The organism is Nocardioides mangrovi (assembly GCF_020073815.1).
In the GTDB taxonomy this organism is placed as follows: Bacteria; Actinomycetota; Actinomycetes; order Propionibacteriales; family Nocardioidaceae; genus Nocardioides; species Nocardioides mangrovi.
This window is the reverse complement of sequence record NZ_JAIQZJ010000003.1, coordinates 236,076-252,957: the sequence shown is the minus strand read 5'-3', so window position 1 is coordinate 252,957 and position 16,882 is coordinate 236,076. Positions and strand designations below refer to the sequence as shown.

General features: G+C 71.1%; 17 protein-coding genes. 13 read left to right on the top strand and 4 right to left on the bottom strand.

Features of this window, described 5'->3' with window-relative positions; all coding sequences use genetic code 11:
- Positions 1–34: 34 nt before the first annotated feature.
- From K8U61_RS07830 to K8U61_RS07820, 3 genes are read left to right on the top strand one after another with little or no spacing between them, the layout of a single operon-like run.
- Positions 35–910 carry an ABC transporter substrate-binding protein gene (locus tag K8U61_RS07830; protein ID WP_224122440.1) on the top strand — a complete coding sequence of 292 codons (876 nt, stop codon included), beginning with the start codon at positions 35–37 and terminating at the stop codon, positions 908–910.
- Positions 907–1,755 (top strand): amino acid ABC transporter permease, encoded by an 849-nt coding sequence (locus K8U61_RS07825; RefSeq protein WP_224122439.1) that lies wholly within the window; start codon positions 907–909, stop codon positions 1,753–1,755. Before K8U61_RS07830 ends, K8U61_RS07825 begins: the two co-directional genes overlap by 4 nt.
- An 8-nt stretch (positions 1,756–1,763) precedes the next feature.
- On the top strand, positions 1,764–2,513 hold the full coding sequence (locus tag K8U61_RS07820) for an amino acid ABC transporter ATP-binding protein (RefSeq protein ID WP_224122438.1): 750 nt from the start codon (positions 1,764–1,766) through the stop codon (positions 2,511–2,513).
- A gap of 120 nt (positions 2,514–2,633) precedes the next feature.
- On the opposite strand, the gene K8U61_RS07815 is transcribed toward K8U61_RS07820, so the two are convergent.
- The gene (locus K8U61_RS07815; RefSeq protein WP_224122437.1) at positions 2,634–3,596 is read right to left on the bottom strand and encodes a hypothetical protein; all 963 of its coding nucleotides are present in this window, start codon (positions 3,594–3,596) and stop codon (positions 2,634–2,636) included.
- Between the two features lie 208 nt (positions 3,597–3,804).
- Here K8U61_RS07815 and K8U61_RS07810 point away from each other — a divergent pair, with 208 nt between their 5' ends.
- The 6 genes from K8U61_RS07810 to K8U61_RS25405 all read left to right on the top strand — a co-directional run bounded on the left by K8U61_RS07810 (position 3,805) and on the right by K8U61_RS25405 (position 9,538).
- Positions 3,805–4,962, top strand: coding sequence for a CaiB/BaiF CoA transferase family protein (locus K8U61_RS07810; protein ID WP_224122436.1), 1,158 nt, complete (start codon positions 3,805–3,807; stop codon positions 4,960–4,962).
- Complete coding sequence (locus K8U61_RS07805; RefSeq protein WP_224122435.1) at positions 4,959–5,699, top strand: glutamine amidotransferase; 741 nt, start codon at positions 4,959–4,961, stop codon at positions 5,697–5,699. Before K8U61_RS07810 ends, K8U61_RS07805 begins: the two co-directional genes overlap by 4 nt.
- Before the next feature lie 24 nt (positions 5,700–5,723).
- A complete protein-coding gene (locus K8U61_RS07800; protein WP_224122434.1) occupies positions 5,724–7,163 on the top strand; it encodes a flavin-containing monooxygenase in 1,440 nt (479 codons plus the stop codon).
- 148 nt (positions 7,164–7,311) lie between these two features.
- A complete protein-coding gene (locus tag K8U61_RS07795) occupies positions 7,312–8,664 on the top strand; it encodes a DEAD/DEAH box helicase (protein ID WP_224122433.1) in 1,353 nt (450 codons plus the stop codon).
- 71 nt (positions 8,665–8,735) lie between these two features.
- The gene (locus K8U61_RS07790) at positions 8,736–8,930 is read left to right on the top strand and encodes a CsbD family protein (RefSeq protein ID WP_224122432.1); all 195 of its coding nucleotides are present in this window, start codon (positions 8,736–8,738) and stop codon (positions 8,928–8,930) included.
- A gap of 11 nt (positions 8,931–8,941) precedes the next feature.
- Positions 8,942–9,538 (top strand): CPBP family glutamic-type intramembrane protease, encoded by a 597-nt coding sequence (locus K8U61_RS25405; protein WP_224122431.1) that lies wholly within the window; start codon positions 8,942–8,944, stop codon positions 9,536–9,538.
- Here the strand turns inward: K8U61_RS25405 and K8U61_RS07780 are convergent.
- A complete protein-coding gene (locus tag K8U61_RS07780) occupies positions 9,521–10,414 on the bottom strand; it encodes an NAD(P)H-binding protein (protein ID WP_224122430.1) in 894 nt (297 codons plus the stop codon). The two genes, K8U61_RS25405 and K8U61_RS07780, sit on opposite strands and share 18 nt — an antisense overlap.
- Positions 10,415–10,485: 71 nt before the next feature.
- On the opposite strand from K8U61_RS07780, the gene K8U61_RS07775 reads away from it, so the two are divergent.
- Positions 10,486–10,923, top strand: a complete 438-nt coding sequence (locus tag K8U61_RS07775; RefSeq protein WP_224122429.1) for a pyridoxamine 5'-phosphate oxidase family protein — start codon at positions 10,486–10,488, stop codon at positions 10,921–10,923.
- A 168-nt stretch (positions 10,924–11,091) separates the two neighbouring features.
- Here the strand turns inward: K8U61_RS07775 and K8U61_RS07770 are convergent, their stop codons facing one another.
- On the bottom strand, positions 11,092–11,832 hold the full coding sequence (locus K8U61_RS07770) for a MerR family transcriptional regulator (RefSeq protein ID WP_224122428.1): 741 nt from the start codon (positions 11,830–11,832) through the stop codon (positions 11,092–11,094).
- A gap of 154 nt (positions 11,833–11,986) precedes the next feature.
- Here K8U61_RS07770 and K8U61_RS07765 point away from each other — a divergent pair, with 154 nt between their 5' ends.
- Positions 11,987–13,198, top strand: a complete 1,212-nt coding sequence (locus K8U61_RS07765) for an acetyl-CoA C-acetyltransferase (RefSeq protein ID WP_224122427.1) — start codon at positions 11,987–11,989, stop codon at positions 13,196–13,198.
- 23 nt (positions 13,199–13,221) lie between these two features.
- Positions 13,222–15,414: a 3-hydroxyacyl-CoA dehydrogenase NAD-binding domain-containing protein gene (locus tag K8U61_RS07760; RefSeq protein WP_224122426.1), complete on the top strand. Its 2,193-nt coding sequence runs from the start codon at positions 13,222–13,224 to the stop codon at positions 15,412–15,414.
- Positions 15,415–15,465: 51 nt separating this feature from the next.
- Here K8U61_RS07760 and K8U61_RS07755 read toward each other — a convergent pair whose 3' ends face one another.
- Entirely contained in the window at positions 15,466–16,059 is a 594-nt protein-coding gene (locus K8U61_RS07755) for a hypothetical protein (RefSeq protein ID WP_224122425.1), read from the bottom strand.
- Between the two features lie 70 nt (positions 16,060–16,129).
- Between K8U61_RS07755 and K8U61_RS07750 the strand changes: the two genes are divergently transcribed.
- Positions 16,130–16,789 (top strand): histidine phosphatase family protein, encoded by a 660-nt coding sequence (locus K8U61_RS07750; RefSeq protein ID WP_224122424.1) that lies wholly within the window; start codon positions 16,130–16,132, stop codon positions 16,787–16,789.
- Positions 16,790–16,882: the final 93 nt, after the last annotated feature.

The window sequence follows — 16,882 nt, the reverse complement described above, 5'->3', positions numbered from 1 at the left end:
CGCATGCTGCGACGGTAGCCCTACGATTCTGGCCATGCTGGTACGTCGCACCCTGGCCGCCGCGGCCGTGATCCCGTTCATCGTCGCCGCCGCCGCGTGCGCCCCGGAGTCCGACGGCTCCTCCGCCTCCGACCCGTCCGCCTCCGGCAGCACCGGGTCGTGCGACCTCGACTCGCTGCCGCTGCGCACCGACGGCCAGCTCACGATCGCCACGGACTCCCCGGCGTACGAGCCGTGGTTCGTCGACAACGACCCGGGCAACGGCAAGGGCTACGAGTCCGCGGTGGCCTACGCCGTCGCCGAGCAGCTCGGCTTCAGCCAGGACCAGGTGACCTGGGTCAAGGAGCCCTTCAACAAGTCCTACGCGCCCGGCCCGAAGGACTTCGACTTCGACATCAACCAGATCTCGATCACGCCGAAGCGTGCCGAGGTGGTCGACTTCTCGGACGGCTACTACGCCGCGTCGCAGGCCGTCATCGCGCTCAAGGGCACCCCCGGTGCCGAGGCGACGAGCCTCGCCGACCTCAAGGGCCTGCGGCTCGGCGCCCAGACCGGCACCACGTCGCTGACCGCGATCCGCGACGTCATCCAGCCCGACAGCGACCCGGCCGTCTTCGAGGACACCAACGCCGCCAAGAGCGCCCTGGAGAACGACCAGGTCGACGCGATCCTGGCCGACCTGCCCACCGCGTTCTACATCTCCGCCGTCGAGATCCCGAAGAGCACGATCATCGGGCAGTTCCAGCCGGAGACCGGTGAGCAGGAGGAGTTCGGCATGCTCTTCGAGAAGGGCAGCGCGCTCGTCCCGTGCGTCGACCAGGCGCTCGCCGCGCTCAAGGACGACGGCACGCTCGACCAGCTCGAGAAGCAGTGGCTCTCCGACACCGTGAACGTCCCCGAGCTCCAGTGACCGACTGGTCACCGAGCGAGCACGAGCTGGAGCGCCGGCGGGTACGCCGGCGGCTGCGGACGCGATCGGTCCTGATCGCGACCGCGATGACGGTGCTGGTCTACGTCGTCGTCGGGTTCGGCATCACCGCGTCCCCGGGGTGGCCGCGCTTCCAGGACTACTTCCTGAGCTGGTCGGACGCCAAGGACTCGCTCCCGGACGTCTGGGACGCGATCTGGCTGAACATCAAGATGTTCCTGATCGCCGAGGTCTTCATCCTGGTCTTCGCGATGCTGATCGCGATGGCCCGGGTGAGCCGCTCCGCGTGGCTGACCCCGCTGCGGATCTCCGCGATCGTCTACACCGACGTCGTCCGCGGCATCCCGACGATCCTGCTCGTCTACGTGATGGCCTACGGCATGCCCGCCCTCGAGCTGCAGGGCCTGCCGAAGAGCCCCTTCTTCTGGGCGACGGTGGCGCTGGTCATCAGCTACAGCGCGTACGTCGCCGAGGTGTTCCGGTCCGGCATCCAGTCCGTGCACCCCTCGCAGTGGGCCAGCGCCGAGGCGCTCGGGCTCTCCCGCGGCCAGGCCCTGCGGCACGTGGTCGTGCCGCAGGCGGTGCGCCGCGTCGTACCCCCGCTGCTCAACGACTTCGTCTCGCTGCAGAAGGACACCGCGCTCGCGTCCGCGGCCGGTGTCTTCGAGGCCCTCGCGACCTCGCGCGACTACTCCCTCTACAACTTCAACTTCACGCCCTACCTCGTGGTCGCCGCCTTCTTCATCGCGATGACCGTGCCGCTCGCGCGGCTGTGCGACTGGCTGACCGCGCGGATGCGGCGACGTGAGCTGGCGGGTGCCCTGTGAGTGACGCTGTGACTGACGCTGCGAGCCTCCTGTCCGTCTCCGGTCTCCGGAAGTCGTACGGCGACCGCGTCGTCCTCGACGACGTCTCGCTGTCGGTCGAGCCGCACGAGGTGGTCTGCCTGATCGGCTCGTCCGGCTCGGGGAAGTCGACCTTGCTGCGCTGCCTCAACCTGCTCGAGGAGATCGACGACGGCGTCATCAGCTTCGACGGCCGCGAGATCTCCGACCCGCGGGTCGACGCGCGCGCCGTCCGGTCCCGGATCGGGATGGTCTTCCAGGCCTACAACCTCTTCCCGCACCTGACCGTCCTCGACAACTGCACCCTCGCGCCGCGCCGCGTCCACGGCGTACGGAAGGCGGACGCCGAGGCACGGGCGCTCGAGCTGCTGTCCCGCTTCGGGCTCGAGGAGCACGCGACCAAGCACCCCGACCGGCTGTCCGGTGGCCAGCAGCAGCGCGCCGCCCTGGTCCGCGCGATGTGCACCTCGCCCACGCTGCTGCTGCTCGACGAGATCACCGCCGCGCTCGACCCCGAGCTGGTCGGCGAGGTCCTCTCGATCGTCCGCGCCGAGGCCGCCGCCGGCACGACGATGGTGATCGCCACCCACGAGATGGCCTTCGCCCGCGACGTCGCCACCCAGGTCTGCTTCCTCCACGAGGGCCGGATCCTCGAGCAGGGCCCGCCCGCCCAGATCTTCAGCTCGCCCCGCGAGGAGCGGACCCGGCAGTTCCTGGCGCGGGTGCTGCCGCCGGCCTGAGCCGTGGAGCGGTGGGTTCGGCTCGGTTTGTACGACTGAGACCGAGCGCAACCCACCGCTGACCCGTCGTCCGCCCAGGCGGCGGTGGGTTCGGCTCGGTTGGCAGGGTGGAAACGGTGCCTAACCCACCGCTGAGTGGCGGTCCCGGTCCTTCCGCGGACCGACCGCGACGGACACGCCGCCGAAGAGCAGGTCCCATCGGTCGCCAAAGGTCGGCGGCTGCCCGTCGTAGCCGGCATCGACAAGTGCACGGAAGACTGTTCCGACGAAGGTGCGGGCGTGATCGAGCCGTTCCTTCGCGACCTGGACGTAGTTGATCGACGCGCCCCGGATGAGCGCGTACCTGTCGAGGTCGCCGAGATAGGTGGTCCGGTCTTGCTGGTGGTGAGTGCCTTCGTACTCGATCAGGGTGTTCCACTCCGCGTACCAGAGATCACCGATCACCTTGACGTGCTCGCCCACCGGCAGCGCGACGTTCACGGCGGGCCGCGGGAGTCCGGCGAAGCAGAGGATGGCGCGAGCCTCACTCTCCTTCAACGATCTCGACCTGGCATCGAGGTGGTCGAGGAGCCAGATCGCCTCGTCGGCGCCGTGCCGCCATTGACCAGCCAGCGCCAGGGTCCTGATCTCGGCGAGGGTGGTGTGACCCTCGTGAAGGAGCCAGTCGCCAACCTTGATTGCGTCGATCACCCGCGCGCGAGCGCAGTAGGCGATGAAGGCGGCAGCCGGTACCACGCCGACGTGGTCGGTGGGGGCCAGGCGCTTCGTGCGGTGCAGGAAGACGTTGTCGAAGGCCAGGTGCAGGTCGCCCTCGACGACGAACCGCACCGGAAGACGCGGCCCGAAGTCGAGACCCAGCTGCTGGATCCGGCTGATGCCGGTCAGATGGGCGGACGCCGGCAGGGCCAGACGAGCCGCGACCACCCAGTCGTCCGGGGTCATCTCGTGCGCCACGTGTCGCCAGACACCGCGGTAGATCGGCACGAATCGTCGGCCTTCGAGCATCTTTTTGGAGACGCCGACGTCGAGCGCCTGAGCGCGGCTGAACGGCCCGTGCATCAGGGTTTCGGGGATCGGTCGCATGCCCGGAGTCCAACCCGAGAGCCCGAGGCCCGAGCCAGGACCGACAGCGCCCTGTGGATTCAGGTGTTCGAGCGCTCGCTGTGGACGATTACTGGCCGTCCAGCGGTGGGTTCGGCTCGCTTTCGCTCGGGAAAACCGAGCCGAACCCACCGCCGCACGGATCGCGCCGCCCCCCGACGCTGACAGCACTTCTGTCATCATGCGAGGCATGAGCTACGAGCTGGGGCAGGGCACCGGACCGCTGCGGGGCGTGAAGGTCGTCGAGATCGCGGGCATCGGGCCGGGGCCGCACGCGTGCATGATCCTGGCCGACCTGGGCGCGGACGTGATCCGGGTCGAGCGGCCGGGCGGGCAGATGCTGGCCGGCGGGGCGACGATGGTGCTCAACCGCGGTCGGCCGAGCGTGGCGCTCAACCTCAAGGACCCGGAGGCCGTCGCCACCGTGCTCGAGCTGGTGAAGACCGCCGACGTGGTGATCGAGGGCATGCGACCGGGCGTCACCGAGCGCCTGGGGCTCGGCCCCGAGGACTGCCTGGCGGTCAACCCGACGGTCGTCTACGGCCGGATGACCGGCTGGGGCCAGGACGGCCCGCTCGCGCAGGCGGCCGGCCACGACATGAACTACATCGCCATCACCGGCGCGCTGCACATGATGGGCCAGGACAAGAGCCGCCCGCACTTCCCGAGCAACCTGGTCGGCGACTTCGGCGGCGGCTCGACGTACCTCGTCATCGGCATCCTCGCCGCCCTCCTCGAGGCGAAGGTCTCCGGCCAGGGCCAGGTGATCGACGCCGCGATCGTCGACGGCACCGCCCACCTCAACGCGATGACCGCGGCGTTCCTCGCCAGCGGCGGCTACCGCGAGGAGCGCGCCACCAACCTGCTCGACGGCGGCGTCCCCTTCTACGACATCTACGAGACCTCGGACGGCAAGCACGTGTCGGTCGGGTCGCTGGAGCCGCAGTTCTTCGACGCGCTCGTCACCATCCTCGGCGTCAAGGACACCTGCCCGGGGCAGGGCGAGCCGGAGCGGTACGACGAGATGCGGGCGATCCTCACCGAGACCTTCATGACCAAGACCCAGGCCGAGTGGGTCGCGATCTTCGAGGGCACGGACGCCTGCGTCGCCGGGATCATCCCCTTCACCGAGGCGGTCGAGCACCCGCACATGAAGGGCCGCGGCGTCTTCGTCGAGCACGAAGGCATCACCCAGCCGATGCCGGCGCCGCGCTTCTCCCGCACCGCGCCGAGCCTCGGCCTGCCGCCGTCGAAGGTCGCCGGCGAGCACACCCTCGAGGCGCTCACCGCCTGGGGCATCGGCGACGTCGACGCCCTCATCGAGAAGGGTGTGGCGGTCCAGGTGTGAAGCCGTTCCTCTTCATCGGCACCCGCGCCGAGGACGCCGCGGCGGACAGCGAGTACGCCGCCGTGCTCCGCTGTGCGGGTCTCGACGAGCGCGACGTGCGCCGGGTCCGGCTCGAGCGCGACAGCCTCGACACCGTCGGTCCGGTCGACCTCGACGACTGGTCCGGCGTGATCCTCGGCGGTGGGCCGTTCAACACCAGCGATCCCGAGGACACCAAGAGCCCGGCCCAGCAGCGCGCCGAGGCCGAGCTCAAGGTCCTCGCCGAGCAGGCCGTCGACCGGGACGCGCCCTTCCTCGGCGCCTGCTACGGCGTCGGCGTGCTCGGCACGCTCCGGGGCGGCGTCGTCGACCGCACGTACGCCGAGCCGATCTCCGCCCGCGAGATCGCCCTCACCGACGCCGGCCGCGAGGACCCGCTCCTCGGCACCATGCCCCCGACGTTCCAGGCGTTCCTCGGCCACAAGGAAGCGGTCAGCCGGCTCCCGGACGGCGCCGTCCTGCTGGCCTCCAGCGCCGACTGCCCGGTCCACGCCTTCCGGATCAAGCAGCGCGTCTACGCCACGCAGTTCCACCCCGAGCTCGACATCGAGGGCCTCGTCCTGCGCATCCGCACCTACGCCGGCCACGGCTACTTCGACCCGCCCGAGGCCGACGGCCTGGTCGCGATGGCGCGGTCGAGCCACGTCGAGCACCCGCCCCGGCTGCTGGCCCGTTTCGTCGAGCTCTTCTCTTGTTGACAGATATTCAGTAGGGTGCGGGACATGACGGAGCATGTCGATGTCCTCGTCGTCGGTGCCGGCCTCTCGGGCATCGGCGCGGCGTGCCGGCTGCGCACCGAGCACCCCGGCCGCAGCCTGGCGATCCTCGAGGCCCGCGATGCCATCGGCGGCACGTGGGACCTCTTCCGCTATCCCGGCATCCGCTCGGACTCCGACATGTTCACCCTCGGCTATGCCTGGCGTCCCTGGGCCGACGAGCGCGCGCTCGCCGACGGCGCGTCCATCCGCGGCTACGTCCAGGACACCGCCCGGGAGTACGGCGTCGACCGGCTGGTCCGCTTCGGGCACCGCATGCTCGCGGCCGACTGGGACTCCTCCACCGCGCTGTGGACGGTCACGGTCGAGCACGACGGCGAGACCAGCCAGCTGACGACCGGCTTCCTCTACGGCTGCACCGGCTACTACGACTACGACCAGGGCCACACGCCGGTCTTCCCGGGCCGCGACGACTTCCGCGGCACGGTGATCCACCCGCAGCACTGGCCCGAGGACCTCGACTACACCGGCAAGAAGGTCGTCGTCATCGGCTCCGGAGCGACAGCGGTGACGTTGGTGCCCGCCATGGCCGACCGCGGCGCGGGCCACGTCACGATGCTGCAGCGCTCCCCGTCGTACGTGCTCTCGCTGCCCGGCGCGGACCCGGTCGCCCACGCCCTGCGCTGGCTGCCCCAGCGGCTCCGCTTCCCGCTCGTCCGGTGGAAGTCGATCCTGACCTTCCGCTTCTTCTACCAGCGCTCGCGCCGGCGCCCCGACCAGATCCGCGGCTGGCTGCGCAAGCAGATGCTGCCGCAGCTCCCGGAGGGGTACGACGTCGACCGGCACTTCAAGCCCACCTACGACCCGTGGACCCAGCGGATGTGCTTCGTCCCGGACGGCGACCTCTTCAAGGCGATCAGCCGCGGCGACGCCTCGGTGGTCACCGACCAGATCGACACCTTCACCGAGACCGGCATCCGGCTCGCCTCCGGCGAGGAGCTGGACGCCGACATCATCGTGACCGCCACCGGTCTCAAGCTCCAGCTCTTCGGCGGCGCGACGCTGACGGTCGACGGCGAGCCGGTCAAGCCGCACGAGACGCTCGCCTACCGCGCGCTGATGCTCAGCGACGTCCCCAACCTGGCCTTCACCATCGGCTACACCAATGCGTCCTGGACCCTGAAGGCCGACCTGGTCGCCGACTTCGTGTGCCGGCTGCTGACCCGGATGGACGAGGCGGGGGCGCGCATCGTCGTGGCCCCGCGCGACCCGTCCGTCGGTGAGGAGCGGCTGATGGACTTCGAGTCCGGCTACATCCTGCGCGCGCTCGACGAGCTGCCGGTCCAGGGCGACCGCGAGCCGTGGAAGCTGCGACAGGACTACCTCGCCGACCGCAGGACGCTGGGGCGCAAGCCGGTCGACGACGGCGTGCTGCAGTTCACGTAGCCACGGATGCGGGAGTGCGCCCACCCGGCGCCTAGGCTGGGTGGTGCAGCCCGTTCCGTCTTGCCTCGGGCCGCCCGCGGGCCTCGTGCCCTGCGCCCCTCTCGGGATCCCATCGCTGGCGAGACACCCCAGCAGTGAGTAGAACCCCTTGTCTTCTGCAGTCACGACTGCGGGCTTCGCCGACCTCGGCGTGCCCGCGGACCTGTCCACCGTCCTCGCGGACCTCGGCATCATGACCCCGACGCCGATCCAGGCCGCGACCCTCCCCGACTCCCTCGCCGGACGCGACGTCCTCGGCCGGGGCCGCACCGGCTCCGGCAAGACCTACGCGTTCCTGGTCCCGCTCGTCGCCCGCCTCGCGGGTGGCAAGCCGGCGCAGAGCAAGCGCCCGCGCGCCCTCGTGCTCGCCCCGACCCGTGAGCTGGTCGCCCAGATCGAGGCCTCGCTGGCGCCGCTCGCGGCCGCCGCGGGCCTGACCACCCGCACCGTCTTCGGCGGCGTCGGCCAGCAGCCGCAGGTCGTCGGCCTGCGCCGCGGTGCCGACATCGTCCTCGCCTGCCCCGGCCGGCTCGAGGACCTCATCGGCCAGGGTCACTGCGACCTCGGCGCGATCGAGGTGACCGTGCTCGACGAGGCCGACCACATGGCCGACCTCGGCTTCCTGCCCGCCGTACGCCGCCTCCTCGACAAGACCCCGCAGGACAGCCAGCGGCTGCTCTTCTCGGCCACGCTCGACAAGGCGATCGACGTGCTGGTCAAGCGCTACCTGCGCAACCCGGTCACCCACCAGGCCGACTCGGCGCAGTCGCCGGTCGCCACCATGGACCACCACGTCCTGCACGTCGCGCGCGAGCACCGCGTGCCGGTCCTGGTCGACCTGACCAGCGCGCCCGGTCGCACCGTCGTCTTCACCCGCACCAAGCACGGCGCGAAGGCGCTCACCCGCCAGCTCAACAGCGCGGGGGTGCCCTCGGTCGAGCTGCACGGCAACCTCAGCCAGGGCGCCCGCACCCGCAACATGGAGGCCTTCCACTCCGGTCGCGCCACCACGCTGGTCGCCACCGACATCGCCGCTCGTGGCATCCACGTCGACGACGTCGCGCTCGTCGTGCACGCCGACCCGCCGGTCGAGCACAAGGCCTACCTGCACCGCTCCGGTCGTACGGCGCGGGCCGGCGCCAAGGGCACCGTCGTCACCCTGATGACCGACGACCAGGTGCGTGAGGTGCGCAGCCTGACCCGGGCCGCCGGCATCAAGCCGACGACGACCAAGGTCGTCGGCGCCAGCCACCCGGTGCTCGCCGACCTCGCCCCGGGCGAGCGCGTGCTGGTGCCCGGTGGTCTCGTGGTCGAGGCGCCGGCTCAGCAGCAGCGGCCGAAGCAGGCCCCGAAGCAGGGTCAGCGCCGGCGTCCGGCCGGGCAGCAGGGCGCTCGCCCGCAGGGCAGCGGCAACCGCCGCCGCCGCGGCGGCCGCGGCCGGCGCCCGACCTCCTCGGCCTGAGCGCCCCGAGGGGTTTGACCGTCGCGCAGACCGGTCACTTCCCGGGTGTACGCACACCCGAGGAGGTAGCGATGGGTCTGAAGGACAAGGCCGAGAACAAGGTCGACGAGCTCAAGGGCCAGGGCAAGGAGTCCGCCGGCAAGGCGACCGGTGACCGGGACCTGGAGGCCGAGGGCAAGGCCGACCAGATGGGGGCCAAGGTCAAGAACGCCGGCGAGCACCTGAAGGACGCCGCGAAGGACGTCAAGGACGGGCTGAAGAAGTAGCCTCGCCGACTGTGATCCGAGACCGCCGACGACCGCTGGTCGTCGGCGGTTTCCTCGTGCTCGGGACCGTCCTCCTCGGCATCTCCCTGCACGTCGAGCCCGGCCAGGACTGGTTCTACCCGGCCGCCCTCGTCCTCGCCGCGACCTGGGCGCTCGGCGGCGTGCTCGGCGGACCGCCGCCGCTCGGCTCCCGCTCCCCGGTCCTGCCGCTGCTCGTCGGCCTGGGGCTGGGCGCGGTCTTCGTCGTCGGGGCCCTGGTGGTGCGCGAGATTCCGGCGCTGGACGACCTGGTGGGGTCGGTGACGGCGTACGCCGAGCGCGGGTCCGGCCCGCTGATCGGCCTGGTCGCGGTGCTCACCGGGGTGTGCGAGGAGCTCTTCTTCCGCGGCGCCCTCTACGACGTCGTCGGCCGACCGGTGGTCGTGACGACGGTCGTCTACACCGTGGCGACGCTCGCGACCGGCAACGCCATGCTCGTCTTCGCGGCGGCGCTGCTCGGCCTGGTGACCGCCGTCGTCCGGGAGCGCAGCGGCGGTGTCCTCGCCCCGGCGATCGTGCACGGCACCTGGTCGCTGGTCATGCTGCTCGCGCTACCCGCGCTCTTCTAGGGCGCGGCGGACGGCCTCCTTGTAGGTCAGGGGGTCGCCCGGCACCAGGTCGAGGATCGCGTTGTCGGTGACCACGACCTCGGTGCCCATCGAGTCGATCAGGTTGCGCCCGGTGGTCGTGTCGACGTCGGTCACCAGCGAGATCCAGCGCGAGGAGAGCTGCGGGGTCAGCACCGGCACGGTGATGACGGGGACCGTGCGCCCGTCGATGACCTCGCCGGCCTGCTGGAGCATGTCGACGTAGGTCAGCTGGTCGGCGCCGCCGATCTCGAAGACGCGGCCCTTCGCGTCCTCGAGCCCGATCACGCCGGCGAGGTAGCGGACGACGTCGTCGAGCGCGATCGGCTGGGTCAGCGTGCTGGCCCACTTGGGCACCACCATCGCCGGCAGGTTCTTCACCAGCTGCCGGGTCATCTCCCACGAGATGCCGCCCGCGCCGACCACGATCGCGGCCCGCAGCACGGTGACCGGGACGCCGGACTCGCCCAGCACCCGCTCGACCTCGCGCCGGGAGCGCAGGTGCGCGGACAGCTCGTCGCCGTCGCGGCCGAGGCCGCCGAGGTAGACGATCTGCTGCACGCCGGTCGCGGCCGCGGCGAGCCCGAACGCCCGCGCGGCCTCGGCGTCCTTGCGCTCGAAGTCGGCGTCGTCGAGCGAGTGCACGAGGTAGACGGCCACGTCGACGCCGTCCATGGGGTCGCCGAGGCTGCCGGGGTCGGCCACGTCGCCGTGGACCGGCTCGCCCGGCCCGTCGTACGACTCGGGGTGGCGGGTCATCGCGCGCACGCGGTGGCCGCGGTCGAGCAGCTCGGGGACCAGGTGGCGGCCGATGAAGCCGGACGCGCCGGCGACCAGGATCGTCAGGGGTGCAGTCATCGGCCAGGTCGTACCCCGTTCCGGGACCAATGACTCTCGTCGGACCACCCGGCGGTGCCTAGCGTGGGTGCATGGACGACCCGACCCTTCCCGAGATGACCCAGCAGGAGTGCTGGGAGCTGCTCCGGGCCCGTGAGCTCGGGCGGCTTGCGTTCACGATCGTCGACGAGCAGCACATCACGCCGATCAACTACGCGGTGGACGACAGTGGCGGCGACCCCACCCTGCTCTTCCGCACCGCACCCGGCACCAAGCTCCTCGCCGTCGAGCTCGGCCACGAGGTGGCTTTCGAGGTCGACGACGTGGCCGGCGAGACCGCCGTGAGCGTCGTGGTGCGCGGCCGGGCCAGGCACCTGGAGGAGGACGAGGCGCACCGGGCCGAGCAGCTGCCGTTGCGGCCGTGGCTCGGCTCGCCGAAGTACGACGTGGTCGAGATCGTCCCGACCGCGGTCACCGGGCGCCGCTTCGAGCTGTCCCGGCCCTGGCTGCACCTGCGCCTCGACCGCTGACCGCGGCTGGCTGCTGGTTCGGCGAGGGATCTGGTGGCTCACCAAGGGATCAGGTCGAACCCGCACCTCCCGTGGCGAGTTCGCCGGGGGAAGTGTCGGCTCACCTTCATCCCTTGGTGAACCCGCACCACTCACCGGCAGGACCCAGCCGCCAGCCCAGGTGCAGCACTAGTCGCCGGACGCGCGCCGGGCGCGCCGCTCGGCGCGCTGCCGGCGGTCCTCGTCCATGCCGGCCTCGTACGCCGAGACCAGGCTGGCGATCGACAGCGGCTTGAGCCGCTCGACGACCTCGCGCAGCGTCTCCGCGCTGGCGCCGGACTCCTTGTAGACCGGCCACACCATGGTGCGGAAGAGCTCGTTGAGCTCGTGGGCGACCTGGCGGCCGTGCTCGGCGTACACCTCCGCGGCGGCGAGCGCGGCCTCGACCGGGAAGCCGAGGTCGAGCAGGCCGAGCCCCACCGACAGCTGGGAGACGGCCACCTCGTAGCGACCGCGCTTGGTGCGGAAGACGATGCCGAGGGCGGCGAGGGTGGTGAGGTCGTCGTCGCTGAGCGTCCGGCCGGTGCGCCGGTCGAGCTCCGCGCGCGACATCTCGACGGGCAGGTCGGCCTGCCACGGAGCGAGCATCGTGCGGTGCAGCGCGATCTCCTCGGGGGAGGCGTCGACGGGGATGCCGGCGACGTACCGCTCGATCGCGGAGAGCGTGAAGCCGTGCGCCTGGAGCTCCTGGACCAGCTCGAGCCGGGCGATGTGCTCGGAGCTGTAGTAGCCCGAGCGGCCGCGCCGGATCGGCGGCGGCACCAGGCCCTTGGTCGTGTAGAAGCGGATGTTGCGCACGCTCATCCCGACCCGGGCGGTCAGCTCGTCGAGGGTCAGCAGCTCGCGCCGCGTCTCGACGTTCTCGTCCATGCTCGTCAGCCCCCAGTGCGGCACGGGAGTGACCCCCGCCACAGCGACCGTCTCCTTGACGGTGACAGTAATAGTGTCACAATCGAGGAGAGGATTCCTCACCACCCCAGCTCTCTGCAGCTCTCGATACAGCTCTCGATGGAGTAGGACGGTCATGGCTGAAGCATTCGTGTACGACCACATCCGCACGCCGCGCGGCAAGGGCAAGGCGGCGGGCTCGCTGCACGAGGTCAAGCCGGTCGACCTGGTGGTCGGCCTGCTCGACGAGATCAAGGTCCGCAACCCGACCCTGGACCCCGAGCGCGTCGACGACGTCGTCCTCGGCGTGGTCTCGCCGATCGGCGAGCAGGGCGGCGACATCGCGAAGACCGCCGCGCTCAAGGCCGGCTACCCCGAGACGGTGGCCGGCGTGCAGCTCAACCGCTTCTGTGCCTCGGGTCTCGAGGCGGTCAACCAGGCGGCGTCCCGCGTCCGCGGCGGCTTCGAGGACCTCATCCTCGCCGGCGGCGTCGAGTCGATGAGCCGGGTCGCGATGGGCTCCGACGGCGGCGCGTGGGCCTCCGACCCGGCCACCGCGCTGACGACCGGCTTCGTGCCGCAGGGCATCGGCGCCGACCTGATCGCCACCATCGAGGGCTGGAGCCGGCACGACGTCGACGCGTACGCCGCGGAGTCCAACCACCGCGCCGCGAAGGCGTGGGCCAACGGCTACTTCTCCAACGCCATCGTCCCGGTCAAGGACCTCAACGGCCTGACCGTGCTCGACACCGACGAGCTGATCCGCCCGGACACGACGCCGGAGGGCCTGGCCGGCCTCAAGCCGAGCTTCGCCCAGATCGGTCGCGACGCGGGCTTCGACGACGTCGCGCTGGAGAAGTACCACTGGGTCGAGAAGATCGACCACGTCCACCACGCCGGCAACAGCTCCGGCATCGTCGACGGCGCGGCCCTGGTCGCGATCGGCTCCGAGGAGGTCGGCAGCCAGCTCGGCCTCACCCCGCGGGCGCGCATCATCGCGACCGCCGTCTCCGGCGCCGACCCGACGATCATGCTCACCGGTCCCGCCCCGGCCGCCCGCAAGGCGCTGGCCAAGGCCGGGCTCGAGGTGGAGGACATCGACCTCTTCGAGATCAACGAGGCCTTCGCCGCCGTCGCCATGCGCTTCATGCGCGACCTCGGCATCAGCCACGAGATCACCAACGTCAACGGTGGCGCGATCGCGATGGGCCACCCGCTCGGCGCGACCGGCGCGATGATCCTCGGCACCCTCGTCGACGAGCTCCAGCGCCGCGACCTGCGCCGCGGCCTCGCCACGCTCTGCGTCGGCGGCGGCATGGGCATCGCCACCATCGTCGAGATCGTCTGACCAGAACAGGAACTCACACACCCATGAGCACCAGCACCGAGCAGCAGACGGCCGTCCACTACGAGCGCGACGCCGACGGCATCGTCACCCTCACCCTCGACGACCCGACCGCCAGCGCCAACACGATGAACGAGCTCTACCAGGAGTCGATGGCCGCCGCCGTGCAGAAGCTGTACGACGAGGTCGACGACGTGACGGGCGTCGTGATCGCCAGCGCCAAGAAGACCTTCTTCGCGGGCGGCAACCTCAAGAACATGATGCAGGCGACCAAGGACGACGCCGCGCCGGTCTTCGCGATGGGCGAGGCGGTCAAGGCCGGGCTGCGCAGGCTCGAGCTCTACCCGCGCCCGGTCGTCGCCGCGATCAACGGCGCCGCGCTCGGCGGTGGCTACGAGATCTGCCTGGCCTGCAACCACCGCATCGCCGTCGACGACCGCTCGGTCAAGATCGGCCTGCCCGAGTCGACGCTCGGCCTGCTTCCCGGCGGCGGCGGCGTGACCCGCGTCGTCCGCCTCCTCGGCCTGCAGCAGGGCCTGATGGACGTGCTGCTCCCGGGCACGCAGTTCTCCCCGGACGCCGCGAAGGAGAAGGGCCTGGTCGACGAGCTGGTCGCGACCCGCGAGGAGCTGGTCCCGGCCGCGAAGGCGTGGATCAAGGCCAACCCCGACGAGGCGCAGAACCCCTGGGACAAGCCCGGCTACAAGATGCCCGGTGGCACCCCGAAGACCCCGGCGCTCGCGGGCTTCCTGCCGGCCTTCCCGGCGCTGCTGCGCAAGCAGACCAAGGGCGCGGTCTACCTCGCCCCGCGGGCGATCCTCTCGGCCGCGGTCGAGGGCGCGAGCGTCGACTTCGACACGGCGTCGCGGATCGAGTCGCGCTACCTGACGAACCTGATCGTCAACCAGGGCTCGAAGAACATGATCCAGGCGTTCTTCTTCGACCTGCAGGCGATCAACGCCGGCAAGCTCCGCCCGCAGGGCATCGAGCCCTACAAGGCGACCAAGGTCGGCGTCCTCGGCGCCGGCATGATGGGCGCCGGCATCGCCTACTCCTGCGCCCGCGCGGGCATGCAGGTCGTGCTCAAGGACGTGTCCGCCGAGGGCGCGGCCAAGGGCAAGGCCTACTCCGAGGGCCTCAACGCCAAGGCGATCTCGCGCGGCAAGCTCACCGAGGAGAAGTCCCAGGAGCTCCTGATGAGGATCACCCCGACCGCCGACCCGGCCGACCTGGCCGGCTGCGACCTGGTGATCGAGGCGGTCTTCGAGGACCCGTCCCTGAAGAAGCAGGTCTTCGCCGAGATCGCGCCGTACGTCAACCCGGACGCGCTGCTCTGCTCCAACACCTCCACGCTCCCGATCACCGAGCTGGCCACCGGCGTCGACCGGCCCGCCGACTTCATCGGCCTGCACTTCTTCAGCCCCGTCGACAAGATGCCGCTCGTCGAGATCATCAGGGGCAAGGAGACCTCGGACGTCGCGCTGGCCAGGGCCTACGACGTCGTGCAGCAGATCAGGAAGACGCCGATCGTCGTCAACGACAGCCGCGGCTTCTACACCTCGCGGGTCATCGGCACGATGGTCAACGAGGGCCTCGCGATGGTCGCCGAGGGCCAGCAGCCCTGGTCGATCGAGCGGGCCGCGACGCAGGCCGGCTACCCCGTCGGCCCGCTGCAGCTGACCGACGAGCTCAACATGGTGCTGATGGGCAAGATCGCCAAGGCCACCAAGGACGCCGCCGAGCGCGACGGCGGCACCTACGACCCGCACCCGGGCAGCCTGGTCGTCGAGAAGATGATCGAGCTCGGCCGCCCGTCGCGGCTCGAGGGCGCCGGCTTCTACGAGTACGCCGACGGCAAGCGCGGCTCGATGTGGTCCGGCCTCGCCGAGCAGTTCCCGATCGCCGACGCCATCCCCTTCCAGGACATGAAGGACCGGATGCTCTTCGCGGAGGCCATCGAGACCGCGAAGTGCTTCGAGGAGGGCGTCATCGAGTCGGCCGCCGCGGCCAACATCGGCTCGATCATGGGCATCGGCTTCCCGGCCATGACCGGCGGCGCCGCGCAGTTCATGCAGGGCTACCAGAACGCAGCCGGTCAGGTGGGCCTGGGCGCGTTCGTGGCCCGCGCCGACGAGCTCGCCGACGCGTACGGCGAGCGCTTCCGCCCGACGTCGTACCTGCGCGAGCTGGCCGCGTCCGGCGGCTCGTTCCCTGCCTGACGCCGACCCGGCAGCAACAGCACGCTGACCCGGCAGGAAGTCTCTGCCGGGTCAGCGGGCGCCGAACCAGGGGTGGTGCAGGTCGTAGAAGGTCGCGCCGGCCATCGCGTAGGCGAGCTCGGCCTGCACGTCCTCCGGCGGCTCGACGGTCTCGCCACCGCGGGCGCTCGCCTCGTCGGTGAAGGCGACCGTCTCGGTGAAGGTGCCGTCCGGCTCGATCGCCAACGTGGCCCCGAGGATCTCCGGCCGCATCCGCTTGAGCTCGGTCGGGTCCGAGGCGATCAGCCGGCGCAGTCGCTCGGGGTCGTCGACCCTGCCGCGGATGACCTGCACGAAGCCGGCCTCGTCCGAGCCGCCGTCGAAGAGCAGGGTCACGTCGTCGGAGTCGTGGAACTCCACGGGCCCGTCGAAGCAGGCCATCATCTCCTCGGCCCAGCGACCCTGCTCCGGACGCTCCGAGTTGGCCATGGCCGACTCCCGGTCGGTGAAGCGGACGACCGCCACGAAGAGGTCGTCGTCGGTGAAGCCGTAGGTGCCGCCGAGCCAGCCGTCCGCGCCGGGCGCGAGCTCCTCGGGCCACCTGTCCAGCACCGCGCGCAGCTCGTCCTGCCGCGTGCACGTGCCCTGGATGATCTGGATGAACATCTTCCGACGCTAGTCCCGGGCGAGCCGCCCCGTCATCGCCGGATTTCGCGAGCCTTCTACGCTGCCGCGCATGGGTCTTCTCCTCCTGGTCCGGCACGGCCAGGCGTCGTTCGGTGCCGACGACTACGACGTCCTCTCGGAGATCGGGTGGGAGCAGGGCCGCCGGCTCGGCGGCTGGCTGGCCGAGCGCGGCCTGACACCCGACGTCGTCGTCCGCGGATCGATGCGCCGGCACCGCGAGACGCTCGACGCGATGACCGAGGCGGCCGGCTGGACCACCGAGCCGGTCGTCGACGACCGGTGGGACGAGTTCGACCACCTCGCGGTCGTCCGCGCTCAGGGCGAGAGCGTCGACGGCCTGGACCGGCGCGGCTTCCAGCAGCTCTTCGAGCGGGCCACGTCGCGGTGGACCGCCGGGGTCGGCGACTACCCCGAGACGTACGCCGGCTTCGTCGGCCGGGTCGACGCGGCGCTGGACGCGGCCGCCGCCGAGGCGGGGTCGGGGCGCACTGTCGTCGCGGTCAGCTCCGGTGGGCCGATCGGCGTCGCGTGCGCGCGCCTGGTCGACCCCGAGGCGGACCCGGGCGGCACGGCCCGGCTGTGGGCCCGCTTCAACGCCGTGACGGTCAACTCGTCGGTGACCCGGGTGGTCGTCGGCTCCACCGGCGCCCGGCTGCTGACCTTCAACGAGCACCCGCACCTCGACGGGGACGCGATCACCTACCGGTAACGCTTCTGTTTCCCGGACGATTTCCTGCGTCCACTCTCTTGACGCGGCCGATTTCGTGATCTTGGGTGGACGCCACGTGCCCGTCCACCATCG